11 protein-coding genes are annotated in these 12,559 nt (G+C 66.0%); 5 read left to right on the top strand and 6 right to left on the bottom strand.

Annotation, left to right across the window (positions count from 1 at the left end):
• Position 1 precedes the first annotated feature (1 nt).
• Together rsmH and mraZ are read right to left on the bottom strand one after the other, a co-directional pair.
• Complete coding sequence (gene rsmH / locus AC1AYR_RS01350) at positions 2-1,090, bottom strand: 16S rRNA (cytosine(1402)-N(4))-methyltransferase RsmH (RefSeq protein WP_476510986.1); 1,089 nt, start codon at positions 1,088-1,090, stop codon at positions 2-4.
• Positions 1,091-1,173: 83 nt separating this feature from the next.
• Entirely contained in the window at positions 1,174-1,659 is a 486-nt protein-coding gene (mraZ, locus tag AC1AYR_RS01345) for a division/cell wall cluster transcriptional repressor MraZ (RefSeq protein WP_476511186.1), read from the bottom strand.
• A 494-nt stretch (positions 1,660-2,153) separates the two neighbouring features.
• On the opposite strand from mraZ, the gene AC1AYR_RS01340 reads away from it, so the two are divergent.
• Positions 2,154-4,433 carry a HelD family protein gene (locus tag AC1AYR_RS01340; RefSeq protein WP_476510987.1) on the top strand — a complete coding sequence of 760 codons (2,280 nt, stop codon included), beginning with the start codon at positions 2,154-2,156 and terminating at the stop codon, positions 4,431-4,433.
• 10 nt (positions 4,434-4,443) lie between these two features.
• Positions 4,444-5,643, top strand: a complete 1,200-nt coding sequence (gene serA / locus AC1AYR_RS01335; RefSeq protein WP_476510988.1) for a phosphoglycerate dehydrogenase — start codon at positions 4,444-4,446, stop codon at positions 5,641-5,643.
• A 143-nt stretch (positions 5,644-5,786) separates the two neighbouring features.
• On the opposite strand, the gene nrdR is transcribed toward serA, so the two are convergent.
• Positions 5,787-6,227 carry a transcriptional regulator NrdR gene (gene nrdR / locus AC1AYR_RS01330; RefSeq protein ID WP_476511187.1) on the bottom strand — a complete coding sequence of 147 codons (441 nt, stop codon included), beginning with the start codon at positions 6,225-6,227 and terminating at the stop codon, positions 5,787-5,789.
• Positions 6,228-6,391: 164 nt separating this feature from the next.
• On the bottom strand, positions 6,392-6,742 hold the full coding sequence (locus tag AC1AYR_RS01325) for a LysM peptidoglycan-binding domain-containing protein (RefSeq protein ID WP_476510989.1): 351 nt from the start codon (positions 6,740-6,742) through the stop codon (positions 6,392-6,394).
• 117 nt (positions 6,743-6,859) lie between these two features.
• Between AC1AYR_RS01325 and lexA the strand changes: the two genes are divergently transcribed.
• On the top strand, positions 6,860-7,618 hold the full coding sequence (gene lexA / locus AC1AYR_RS01320) for a transcriptional repressor LexA (RefSeq protein WP_476510990.1): 759 nt from the start codon (positions 6,860-6,862) through the stop codon (positions 7,616-7,618).
• 174 nt (positions 7,619-7,792) lie between these two features.
• Entirely contained in the window at positions 7,793-8,737 is a 945-nt protein-coding gene (locus AC1AYR_RS01315; protein ID WP_476510991.1) for a cation diffusion facilitator family transporter, read from the top strand.
• Positions 8,738-9,000: 263 nt separating this feature from the next.
• Here AC1AYR_RS01315 and AC1AYR_RS01310 read toward each other — a convergent pair whose 3' ends face one another.
• A complete protein-coding gene (locus AC1AYR_RS01310) occupies positions 9,001-9,963 on the bottom strand; it encodes an L-lactate dehydrogenase (RefSeq protein ID WP_476510992.1) in 963 nt (320 codons plus the stop codon).
• 224 nt (positions 9,964-10,187) lie between these two features.
• On the bottom strand, positions 10,188-11,642 hold the full coding sequence (hflX, locus tag AC1AYR_RS01305; RefSeq protein ID WP_476511188.1) for a GTPase HflX: 1,455 nt from the start codon (positions 11,640-11,642) through the stop codon (positions 10,188-10,190).
• 203 nt (positions 11,643-11,845) lie between these two features.
• Here hflX and AC1AYR_RS01300 point away from each other — a divergent pair, with 203 nt between their 5' ends.
• On the top strand, positions 11,846-12,496 hold the full coding sequence (locus AC1AYR_RS01300) for a class I SAM-dependent methyltransferase (protein ID WP_476510993.1): 651 nt from the start codon (positions 11,846-11,848) through the stop codon (positions 12,494-12,496).
• The last annotated feature ends 63 nt before the right edge of the window (positions 12,497-12,559 follow it).

Below are 12,559 nucleotides of genomic sequence, written 5' to 3'. Positions count from 1 at the left end.
GTCAGTTCCTTCCCCCGCGCCTGCGGCGCGCGTTCATATCTCTGCCACCGTGCACGGTCGTATCCGGGACCGTGTCCCTCTTGAAACGTTCGACGGCGCGTGCAGGCAGCGGCCTGGACAGTTCGACGGCGCGCAGCCTGACGGAAGCGGAGCGCGGGTTCGCCGCGATCTCCGCGGCGTCTGCCTTGAGCGCACCGCGCGTCAGTTCTCTGAAGAACGGGCGTGCGTCCGGCGGAACAACCGGCATGTCGGGTGGCACATCGGCCTTGAGACCCTGCGCCATGAACGATTTGACGGTCTTGTCCTCCAGCGAATGGTAGGACTCCACGACGATTCGGCCATGCGGGGCGAGACGCAACGCGATCTGCGGCAGGGTGCGCGCGAGCTTGTCGAGTTCGCCGTTCACCTCGATGCGCAGCGCCTGGAAGACACGTTTGGCGGGATTGCCTGCGGGGCGGTGGGCCTTGGGAATCACCTCGTCGACGAGCGCGTTGAGTTCGGCGGAAGTGGTCAGCGTGACGCCGTCATCACGGCGACGGACGATCTCGCGGGCGATGGGCTTGGAGAACTTCTCTTCGCCGTAGGTGCGGAAGATGCGCGTCAGCTCGCGTTCGTCGTATTCGGCGAGCACGCGCGCGGCGGTGAGCGGCTGGCTCACATCCATGCGCATATCGAGCGGCGCGTCATGGGAGTACGAGAATCCGCGATCGGTCTCGTCGATCTGCAGGCTCGACAGTCCCAGATCCATGAAGGCGGCGTCGACGCGGCCGATGCCGTGCGCATCCAACGCCTCGGTGAACTGGTCGAAGGCGGCATGCACGGGGATGAAACGATCCGCAAGCCCCTCCCGTTCCATGCGTTCGGAGGCGAGACCGAGCGCCTCGGCGTCACGGTCGATGCCGACGAGACGGGCGTGTGGCGCCGCCTTGAGGAAGGCGGTGGCATGCCCGGCGAGACCGAGCGTGCAATCCACGACCACGGGCCGGTCCACGCCGTCGAGCCCCGAGGTGACCAGACGCACGCAATCGTCGAGCAGGACCGGCTGGTGAATCGCCGCCGGATCCCTCGTCTCGCCACTTGCGCCGCTCATATCCTGCTCCTTGGGTTGTTCGTGGTTCACCGTCGTTCCGGTCTCCGTTCCATTGGTTCGTTCGTCGGTCGTCTCATCGTCGTTCACAGCCCCACCTCCGGCAGGACGTCGTCGGCGATGTCGGCGTACCCCTGTTCCTTGTCGGCGAGATAGGTCTCCCACGCCTCACGGTTCCAGATCTCCGCGCGGGTCCCCACGCCGATCACGACGATGTCGCTGCCGAGGTTCGCATAGTCGCGCAGCATCTGCGGCACCAGCACGCGCCCCTGCTTGTCGGGGTCCTGGTCGACGGCTCCGGACAAGAAGACGCGCAGGTAGTCGCGCGCCGCCTTGTCGCCCATCGAGGTGCGTTGAATCTGCATGGCGATGCGGCGGAACTCCATGGCCGGCAGCAGGTACACGCAGCGTTCCTGGCCGCGCGCCATGACGATGCCGGTACCGAGCTGCGCACGCATCTTGGCCGGCAGGGCCATGCGCCCCTTCGCATCGATCTTCGGCGTGTACGTGCCGAGCATGAGGGGAGGCAGGCTCATCGGCATCTGAGGCTGCACCGGCATCTGCCGGGACATGGCGTCCGCAGACGCTCCGTTCCCTGCGGCGGCTCCGGGGTCGACGGCACTCGTAGTACCCGGAACGCCCTGATTCATCGGCATGGGGCCGGATGCGGCCATGGCGGGGTATGGCGGGTACGCCGGGTATGGCGGATATCCGGCGTATTCCATGCCGTTCACGGTCTCGCCGGTCATCCGCCCCACCTCCTTCGCACACCATTCGGACACACTCCGACCACACTGCTTCCCCACTCTACCCCACTTTCCCCCATTACTCCCCACACACTCACACAATTCGCGCTTTTTCCGCGGCCTTCTCCCCTTCCCAAGGTGCGGCGGGGACAATCCCCGCCTCTGGGCTCTCCGACCGAACCGACGGGCCGGCTCTCCGGAGCGGACGAATTCATCCGGAATTCACCTCCGCCGGCGTCGACGGCACCCGCCTCGTTGGGGGTGGGGAGTAGATTGGAACATTCCAGTTTTCAGGAGATAGAACAGGGGAAACGGAACACATGTCGAGTTACGCCTCGCAGATCGAGGAGGAGCAGCGCGCGGTCAGCCGCGCATACGACCGTCTGGACGCATTGCGCGCCCAAGCCAGGCAACGCCTCGATGCCGTGCGGGCCGCGGGATCGCACGGCTCGCCCACCCAGCGCACCGAACGCGACTCGTTCGCCACGATGTACGAGGACCGGCTCACGCAGCTGCGCGCCGTGGAGGACCGTCTCGTCTTCGGGCGTCTCGACGACAAGACCGGCGCACGCCGCTACATCGGGCGCATCGGTTTGTCGGACGACCGTCATGTGCCGATGCTCACCGACTGGCGCGCCGAGGCCGCACGCCCGTTCTACGAGGCGACGCCCTCGCACCACGGCGACATCGTCATGCGCCGCCACATCACGCTGAGCTTCCGCGACGTGGTCGCGTTGGAGGACGAGGTGCTTGACATCCACTCCAGCCAGGTCGGCGAAGCGTCGAAATCCGGCACGTTGACCGGCGAGGGCGCGCTGCTCGCCTCGCTGAGCTCGCGTCGCACCGGCAAGATGACCGACATCGTCGCCACCATCCAGGCCGAGCAGGACCACATCATCCGATCGGCGATGGACCGCGCGGTCGTCGTGCAGGGAGGCCCCGGTACCGGAAAGACCGCCGTGGCGCTGCATCGCGCCGCATACCTGCTCTACACGCATCGCCGCACGCTCGAGCGTTCCGGAGTGCTCGTCGTCGGACCAAGCACCACGTTCCTGCACTACATCGATCAGGTGCTGCCCTCGTTGGGCGAGACCGGCGTGGTCTCACGCACCATCGGCGACCTCATCCCCGGCATCGAGGCGACCGCCACGGACACGCCACGCGCCGCCCTGCTCAAGGGCGACCACCGTATGGCGAACGCGATCCGCAACGCCGTGGCCGCGCGCGAACGCGTGCCCGCCGACCTGCCGGTCGTGCAGATCAACGGCATCACGGTGCCGATGCTCGCCGCGGACGTCGAACAGGCGATCGGCGACGCCCGCCGCACCCGTCAACCGCACAACAAGGCGCGCGAGACGTTCGTCAAGTCGATGATCTCCGCGATGCGCATCCGTTACGAGGAGCAGCTCGACTACGCGCCCGACCAGGACGAGATCAACCGCGCCGTCTCGATGCTGCGCATGAACGACAAGGTGCGCGTGGCCCTGAACCTCGCCTGGCTGCCGATGAACGGCCCGTGGCTTCTCGACGACATGTTCTCCAAGCCGGCGAAGCTGCGCCGCTACGCCCCGTGGCTGAACGAGGATGACATCGCCGAACTGACCCGCGCGAAGGGCTCCGCGCTCACGCGCTCCGACGTGCCGCTGCTCGACGAGGCCATGGAACTGCTCGGCGACGACCCGAAGCTCGCGTCCCTGCGCCGCCGAGAGGAGGCCGCGCAGGCCGAACAGCTGCGGTTCGCGCAGGACACGCTCGACCAGAACGGCATCGGCACCGGCCTGGTCACCTCGCAGATGCTGCTCGACCAGATCAACGGGTCGGACGCCGAGGCGACCGCGCAGCTGGCAGGCCGCGACCGCGAATGGACGTACGGGCATATCGTCGTCGACGAGGCGCAGGAGCTCACCGCCATGGATTGGCGCATGCTCATGCGGCGCTGCCCGTCCCGCTCGTTCACGATCGTGGGCGATGTGGCGCAGACGAGTGCCTTGGGCGGCACCCGTTCATGGGCGAAGACGATGAACCGTCTGTTCGGCCGCGGCCGTTGGGATCTCAACGAGCTGACCATCGACTACCGCAATCCGCAGGAAGTGTCGGATCTCGCCGGACGGTTCGCCGAATCGCAGGGACTCTACATCTCCACCGTGCATGCGGTGCGACGCATTCCCGACTCCGTGTCCCGGGTCACCGTCGCGTCCCGCGACGAGCTGTGCGCAGCGGCGGCGCGCGAGGCAGCCGGACTGGCGAAGCGTTTCGTAGCCGCCGACGGCACCGGCCGCGTCGCGGTGATCGCGGCCGCAGCGCTGCTCCCCTCGTTGCGCGACGCGATGGATGCCGCGCTGCGCGAGACGATGGGCGAAGACGAGGCGAATCGTCTCGCCGCGCAGGAACCGTGGGACCGTCAGGTGGACGTGAGCGGCACCGAAACGGTGAAGGGACTCGAATACGATGCCGTCGTGCTGGTCGAGCCCGGGCTCATCGACCAGGAGGCCCCGAGTCGTCTCGTGGCGGCCGCCGACCTGTACGTCGCGATGACGAGGCCCACGCAACGGCTGGCCATCGTTCGGACGGCGATGGACGAAAAGGATCTTGAACTCTAAGGTGGGAATCATGCCTAAAGCACTGTTGTTGGAGAACATTCACCCGGACGCGGCCAAATCGCTGCGCGATCACGGGTTCGAAGTGGAGACGATGAAGGGCGCGTTGAACGAGGACGAGCTCATCGAGGCGCTGGACGGCGTCGATGTGGTCGGCGTGCGCTCCAAGACGAGCGTGACCAAGCGCGTGCTCGAGGCACGCCCCACGCTGTCCGCGGTCGGCTGCTTCTGCATCGGCACCAATCAGGTGGATCTCGATTTCGCGGGGGAACAGGGCATCGCCGTGTTCAATGCCCCGTATTCGAACACGCGTTCCGTCGTGGAGCTGGTGCTGTGCGACATCATCTGCCTGATGCGCCGCATCCCCGCCCACACCCATCATCTCAAGCATGGCGTGTGGGACAAGACCGCCACCGGTTCGCATGAGGTCCGAGGCAAGACGCTCGGCATCATCGGCTACGGCAACATCGGATCGCAGCTGAGCGTGCTCGCGGAGGCGCTCGGCATGCGCGTCGTCTTCTACGATCTCGAAGAGAAGCTCGCCCTTGGCAACGCCTATCGCTGCGCCACGCTCAACGAGCTGCTGGAGCAGTCCGACGCGGTGACGATCCACGTGGACGGCCGTAAGTCGAACACCGGGTTCTTCGGTGAGGACCAGTTCGAGCATATGAAGCAGGACGCCATCTTCATCAACGCGTCGCGCGGCTTCGTCGCCGACTTGGGCGCGCTGAAGCAGCATCTCGATTCCGGCCACCTGTCCGGTGCCGCCGTGGACGTGTTCCCGGTGGAGCCGAAGAAGACGGGCGACCCGTTCGAGACGGCTCTGGCCGACGAGGACAACATGATCCTCACCCCGCATATCGGCGGCTCCACCCTGGAGGCGCAGGAGGCGATCGGCCACTTCGTCTCGCAGCGTCTCGAGGACTACTGGGAGAAGGGTTCGACCTCGCTATCGGTAAATCTGCCGCAGATCAATCTCGGCGCGAACCGCGGCGTGGCACGCATCGCCCATCTGCACGCCAACCTGCCGGGCGTGCTCGCCCATGTCAACCGCGTGCTTGGCGAGGAGAACATCAACATCGCCGCCCAGTCGCTCGGCACCGAGGGCGAACTCGGCTATGTGGTGACCGATGTCGCGCAGCGACCCTCCAAGGCGGCGCTGGAGGCTTTGCGCTCCATCGAGGGCACGATTCGCATGCGCGTGATCTCCTGAGCCATCGTTTCCCTCCTTCCGGTGGCGGGAACATGATTCGGCCCCGGTGTCCGGTTCCCTCTCAACGGGAGGGAACCGGACACCGGGGCCTTGTCGAATATCCGTTCGTCGCCGGCCGGACCATGCCGGCCAATCGATGCAGGTCAGTCCTTGAGCGCGTCGATGGCGCGCTGGAAGTCGGACAGATCCTCGAAGTTCTGGTAGACGCTGGCGAACCGCAGGTACGCGACCTGGTCAAGCTCCCTCAACGGTTTGAGGATGGCCTTGCCTACCTCATCGGACGTGACCTGGGCCTGGCCTGTCGATCGCAGATCCTCCTCGACGCGCTGGCCGAGCTTGCGCAGGTCATCCTCCCTCACCGGCCTGCCCTGGCAGGCCTTGCGCACACCGGAGATGACCTTGTCGCGATTGAACGGCTCAAGGCTCCCCGATCTCTTCTCCACCAGCAGCGTGGTGGTCTCCAATGTAGTGAACCGTTTGCTGCAATGCAGGCACATGCGCCTACGACGAATCGAATAGCCGTCTTCGCTGACGCGGGTCTCGATGACCTTCGTCTCGGCATGGTGACAATACGGGCAATGCATACCTTCCACCATACCGTGACCTACGCCACATCCGATACCGGCGGGTTTCCGACACGACGACACACGTTTCACCGACACCGCCCGAGCCTTCGGCGCCGACCAGGCACCTACGTCGCGTGTAGCGGCACGCGGCCTCATACCCGACACCCGCACCGCCGCCATCGTCATCTCCCCTCCCCCTGCGACGTCTCCTGCTCGACCGGCACGATGATGCGTTGTCCGACGCGCACCTGCGTACCATCCATGCCATTGAGCCGTTGGAGCTCATCCACCGAATCGGACACATCGCCACCATCCGGCGTGATCATCTCCGCATACGTCCACAGCGATTGCCCTGGCTGCACCGTATAGCTGACCACCTCCGTGGGCGTCGACGCACCCGTCGCGCGAGACGGCGCGAGCACCGCCCCGACCCCGATCCATACCGCGAACACCGCCAACACCACCACGACCGCTCGCATCATCGCCTTAGTCATGCCGACCACTTCCTTTCGAACAGACGTTCCATCGAACATCTGTTTTGATTGTTGCACAGATGTTCGATTTATACAACCCGCCGTGTCGAACATATGTTTTGCCGTTTGCATGGTTTCGCGCTATGCTGGGCACATCATGCAGGAAAGGAGTGCGCCATGGGCACGATACCGTTCGAGCCGCGCAACGTACCGGAGCCGGACGAGCGCGAGCTGACCGAACGTCAGCGGATGATTCTCGACGCGATCAGGGAGTACCAGAACGAACGTGGCTTCTCCCCCTCCTTCAGGGACATCGGTCAGGCCACCGGACTGAAAAGCCCCTCCTCCGTGAAGCATCAGCTGCAGACCTTGGCGGCTAAGGGGTTCGTTCGCCTCAACGCGAACAAGGGGCGCGCCATCGAGATTCTCCACCCGACGGCGACCTCCGGCCGCCCCGGCACGACACCACAGGCCGGTGTATCCGAAACGGGCGGCGAAGCCTCCGGAATCCGAGATGCGGAGAATCCTGTGATTGTGCCGTTCCCCGCTTCGGTGCGCGAGTCACGCGACGTGCCGCTGGTCGGGCGCATCGCCGCCGGCGTGCCGATCACCGCGGAGCAGCATGTGGAGGATGTGATGCGCCTGCCGGAACGGCTCACCGGACCGGGCGGCAACCTGTTCATGCTGGAGGTCCATGGCGATTCGATGATCGACGCCGCCATCTGCGACGGTGATTTCGTAGTGGTGCGCGAACAGCAGGATGCCGTGAACGGCGACATCGTCGCCGCACTGCTCGATGGCGAGGCCACGGTGAAAACCTATCGCAGCGAGAACGGCCATCTGTGGCTGATGCCGCACAATCCGGCCTACCCGCCGATCGACGGCACGCATGCGACGATCATGGGCCGCGTGGTCACGGTGCTGCGCCGCCTGTGACGGCCCCGGATTCGCCAACGCGTGCAGCCGTTGTCATCCAAAGGGACCCGTGCTATAGTCATCCGCGTCATCGAAACCCCGGCATTACGCCGGGGTTTCTGCGTTGTCAGCGTTACCGGGAACGGTAGTGAAAAACGGTCTCATTTGGCGGGGCCGGAAAGGGAGATGGGGAGCATGACTCATAATCACACACAGGATGCCGCCGCCACGGCTGGACCTGATGCGGCGGCGCATCGACGGAGGCTGACCGCCACACTGGCAGTGACGGGGTCGGTGTTCGCGGTCGAGGTCGTCGCCGCGGTATTGACGGGTTCGCTGGCGTTGCTCGTGGACGCCGGGCACATGCTGACGGACATGTCGGTGCTCGCGGCTTCCACGGTGACCGCTCTGCTCATGGAGCGTCGGCCGAGCAGCACACGCACGTGGGGCTGGGCGCGCCTGGAGGTGCTGACGGCCGCCGCGGGCGCGGTGGTGCTGCTCATCGTCGGCGTGTACGCACTGGTGGAGGCGTGCATGCGCCTGTTCGGCGGGGCCGATCACGGCATCGACGACGTGGGGCTGCTGTTGTTCGTGGGCATACTGGGGCTCGCAGCGAACGTGGCATCGATCTTCATTCTCGCCTCGCAGCGCGGCGACAACATGAACATGAAGGCGGCGTTCCTTGAGGTGATGAACGATGCGCTGGGATCGGTGGCGGTGGTGTTGTCCGCGCTGGTGATGATGTCGACGGGCTGGATGGGATTCGACGCGGTGGCCGGTGCCGTCATCGCGTTGATGATGATTCCGCGCGCCTTCTCCCTGTTGCATAAGGCGATGCACGTGCTGCTCGAGGAGACGCCCGAGGGACTGGATCTCGATGAGGTGCGCGCGCATCTGGAGCAGGTGCCGCATGTGGTGGCGGTGCATGATCTGCATGCGAGCACGGTGTCGACGGGCATGCCGTTTCTGATGGCGCATGTGGTGGTGGAGCGAGGGCTCACGATGGAGCAGGCGGCCGTCATCCTCGAACAGCTGCAGGATTGTCTGCGCGAGCACTTCCCCGTGTCCGTCCCGCACACCACGTTCCAGCTCGAACCCGAAGGTTACGACTCCCCCTCCGACGAATCCCTGCACGACTAGCCACGACCAACGTCGACCGGCCGCGCACGAATGGCCCACGAATACGACGAGGGGGCTTGGACCCATAGGATCCAAGCCCCCCTGACGAGGTCTTCCGCCCTTCCTCACATGGCAGCGGGAGGCGAAGTCGATGACGCCCGCCAACCACCATCCATGAAATGACCGTCGCACGCGTGTGGCCTCAAGGCGCGGCGAACGAAGGCGTACGGAGGTACGTCGAGTTCGCCGCAACGCGGAGGACACTCCGTGCGACGGTTATTTCATCAGAAGCCGAACTGGGCGGCGGTCTCCTTCAGCGTCTCGGCGGAGCGCTTGAGGGCCGCGAGCTCCTTGTCGGAGACCGGGGTGTTGATGGCGGTGTTGACGCCGGCGCGGTTGATGAGGGTCGGGACGGACATGCACACGTCGGAGATGCCGTGGAAGTCCTTGAGCATGGAGGACACCGGCAGGATGCGGTTGGAGTCCTTGAGAACGGCCTCGATGATGTCGACGCCGGACATGCCGATGGCGTAGTTGGTCGCGCCCTTGCCGTTGATGATCTTGTAGGCGGCGTTCTTGACGTCCTGGTGAATCTGCTCGCGGGTGTCGGCGTCGAGCGGCGCGTGGCCCGGCAGCGGGGTCCAGTCGAGCATCGGGACGCCGCCGATGGTGGCGGAGGTCCACAGCGGGACTTCGGAGTCGCCGTGCTCGCCGGCGATGTAGGCGTGGACGTTCTTGACGTTGACGCCGGTCTGCTGGGCGATGAGGAAGCGCAGGCGGGCGGAGTCGAGGTTGGTGCCGGAGCCGAAGACCTGGTTCTCGGGCAGGCCGGAGATCTTCTGGGCGACGTGGGTGGCGATGTCGACCGGGTTGGTGATGAGCATGTAGATGGCGTTCGGGGCGACCTTGACCAGGTTCGGGATGATGGCCTGGAGGATCTTGACGGTGGCGCCGACGAGCTCAAGGCGGGACTGGCCCGGCTTCTGGCGGGGGCCGGCGGTGATGACGACCATGTCGGCGTCGCGGCAGATCTCCGGATCGTCGGAGCCGTCGATGGAGACGGTCGGGTAGAAGCTGGAGCCGTGCTGCATGTCGAGCACCTCGGCCTCGACGCGCTCCTTGGCGATGTCCTCGAGGACGATCTCGCGGGCGATACCGCGCTGGGCGGCGGCGAACGCGAGGGTGGAGCCGACGGCGCCGGCGCCGATGACAGCGAGCTTCGTGGGCTTGTTGACCAATTCAGCCATGTTAATGAACCTCTCTTAGAGTCAATGCCCGTTGCCGGGCATCATTCAACCAACGACTATCAATGTACTCGCACAACGTGACGACGGAACGGAAGCGGGTTGACGGAATCCTTGCAACGTCAACGTTGTTATCGCTCACAGCCTCATCGTGCGACATCTGTGACCAAAGTCACACCACGCACCGCAGCCGCATCGTGCAGCGCACGCCCCCGCCGTACCGTCCGTCAGTCGACGGCGACGGCGACGATGCGCGCGGCGAGATGCGCGTCGACGTCGGCGACGACCTTCACACCGTCGTCGCGCCATTCGACGTGCTCGACATGCCCGTACTCGCGCACCTGGGACAGCAGCGCGCCGGCCGTGTACGGCAGGAGCGCATCCACGTGCACGTTGGGCACGGGCAGCAGCGACTCGACGGCATCACGCAGCGCATCGACGCCGCGACCGTCGAACGCGGAGACGATGTGCGCGTCCGGTTCGAGCGCGGCGAGCCGTTCCAGCGTCGCCTCGTCGCACATGTCGGCCTTGTTGAACGCGATGATGCGAGGGATGGATTCGGCGCCGTCGATGCCGGAAAGCACCTCGTTGACCGCGTCGATCTGCGAGAACGGGTCCGGGTGGGAGCCGTCGACGACGTGGAGGATCACGTCGGCCTCGGCGACCTCCTCCAGCGTGGACTTGAACGCCTCGACGAGCTGCGTGGGGAGCCGCCGCACGAATCCGACCGTGTCGACGTAGGCGTAGAGACGGCCGTCGCGCGCCTTCGCGCGCCGCACGGCCGTATCGAGCGTGGCGAACAGCGCGTTCTCGACGAGTTCCGCCGATCCGGTGAGCCGGTTCGTCAGCGACGATTTGCCCGCATTCGTGTAGCCGACGACGGCGATGGTGGGCAGCCCATAACGTCGACGCGAGCCGCGCTTGACCTCGCGTGCGGGAGCCATCTCGCGGATCTGCCGCTTGAGACGGGCGATGCGCGTGCGGATGACACGGCGGTCCATCTCGATCTTCGTCTCGCCCGGACCGCGCGAGCCGATGCCGCCGTCTGCACCCGCCGCGCGGCCGCCCGCCTGGCGGGACAGCGATCCGCCCCAGCCACGCAGACGCGGCAGCATGTATTCGAGCTGGGCGAGCTCCACCTGCGCTTTGCCCTCACGGCTGGTGGCGTGCTGGGCGAAGATGTCGAGAATCACGGCCGTGCGATCGACGACCTTCACCTTGGCCGCGTCCTCGAGACCGCGGCGCTGGCTCGGCGGCAGATCGTCGTCGACGACGATCGTATCCGCCTCCTCGCGCGCGACGATGTCGGCGATCTCCTTCGCCTTGCCGGAACCCACGTAGGTGGCGGCATCGGGCTTGAGACGATGCTGGAGCAGACCGTCGCACACCTCGGCACCGGCGGTCTCGGCGAGCGCGGCGAGCTCACGCAGCGACTCCTCGGCCTTCGCCTGCGTGGTCTTCGCGCTCGACCATACGCCGACGAGCACGACGCGTTCGAGCCTCACCTTGCGGTATTCGACCTCGGTGACGTCCTTCAGCTCGCCCAGTCCGGCGACGTGCTTGAGCTGGTTGCGCGACTCGCGTTCCGCCCACTCCTCGTCGTGGCGTTCCGTCACTCCGGCGACACTCCCCTCGTCGAGGAGCACTTCGGACGCCTCGGCGAGCACTCCCCCGCCGCCCATCACGACGTCCTCCTCGTCGATGCGGTTCCCGTGCGATGCTTCATGGGTTGCGGGGCTGCTGCTCACTGTCACCTCTGGTCTGTCGGAAGGTTCCTCGATTGCGTTATGGTCCTTATTATCATCATTGAGGTGACATGCGCGGGCATGGGCACCATGGGACCGACGGTCCGGGCACCGGGCGAGTGAAGGAGTTTGTGGACATCATGGCGGAACAGTATTTCGCGGCGGAACCCTCGTCGAAGGACGTGCGTCGCACGATGCACGTCACCCTGCGCGGCCACGAGGCGGACGTGGAGACGTCGAACGGCGTGTTCTCCGGTTCGCGCGTCGACCTCGGCACGTCGGTGCTGCTCAGGCAGGCACCCGAGCCGCCCGAGACGGGCGACCTGCTGGACCTCGGCTGCGGCTGGGGCCCGGTCACGCTGGCCCTCGCCGCGGAATCCCCCGAGGCGCGCGTGTGGGCGGTGGACGTCAACGAGCGCGCATTGGAACTGACCGCGTCGAACGCGCGACGCAACGGCGCCGCGAACGTGCGTGCGACGGCGACGGACGCGCAGGGCGCGCCGCTCGCCGTCCAGCCGCTCGACGTGTGCGAGACGATGCCGGACGATCTCATGTTCGACGCGATCTGGTCGAACCCGCCGATCCGCATCGGCAAGGAGGCGCTGCACACGCTGCTCATGGCGTGGCTGCCGCGCCTGAAGGAGGGCGGCGCCGCGTATCTGGTCGTGCAGCGCAACCTCGGCTCGGATTCGCTGATCCCGTGGCTGGCGGATTCGCTCGGCGAGCGTTATGCGGTGGGCAAATACGCGAGCTCCAAGGGATTCCGTATCATTGAGGTTTTGCGCAAGTAGCGCACTCCGGTCCCACGCGCGGGCACGACGCGCGACCGGACGACACGGCCAGTAGGAAGTCAG

The organism is Bifidobacterium sp. LH_417 (assembly GCF_056357035.1).
This window is presented reverse-complemented; position numbering and strand designations above follow the sequence as displayed.

Coding starts and splice junctions, on each gene's coding strand:
- rsmH (WP_476510986.1), bottom strand. CDS start 1,090: ATGAGCGGCGCAAGTGGCGAGACGAGGGATCCGGCGGCGATTCACCAG.
- mraZ (WP_476511186.1), bottom strand. CDS start 1,659: ATGTCCCGGCAGATGCCGGTGCAGCCTCAGATGCCGATGAGCCTGCCT.
- AC1AYR_RS01340 (WP_476510987.1), top strand. CDS start 2,154: ATGTCGAGTTACGCCTCGCAGATCGAGGAGGAGCAGCGCGCGGTCAGC.
- serA (WP_476510988.1), top strand. CDS start 4,444: ATGCCTAAAGCACTGTTGTTGGAGAACATTCACCCGGACGCGGCCAAA.
- nrdR (WP_476511187.1), bottom strand. CDS start 6,227: ATGCATTGCCCGTATTGTCACCATGCCGAGACGAAGGTCATCGAGACC.
- AC1AYR_RS01325 (WP_476510989.1), bottom strand. CDS start 6,742: ATGTTCGATGGAACGTCTGTTCGAAAGGAAGTGGTCGGCATGACTAAG.
- lexA (WP_476510990.1), top strand. CDS start 6,860: ATGGGCACGATACCGTTCGAGCCGCGCAACGTACCGGAGCCGGACGAG.
- AC1AYR_RS01315 (WP_476510991.1), top strand. CDS start 7,793: ATGACTCATAATCACACACAGGATGCCGCCGCCACGGCTGGACCTGAT.
- AC1AYR_RS01310 (WP_476510992.1), bottom strand. CDS start 9,963: ATGGCTGAATTGGTCAACAAGCCCACGAAGCTCGCTGTCATCGGCGCC.
- hflX (WP_476511188.1), bottom strand. CDS start 11,642: ATGGGCGGCGGGGGAGTGCTCGCCGAGGCGTCCGAAGTGCTCCTCGAC.
- AC1AYR_RS01300 (WP_476510993.1), top strand. CDS start 11,846: ATGGCGGAACAGTATTTCGCGGCGGAACCCTCGTCGAAGGACGTGCGT.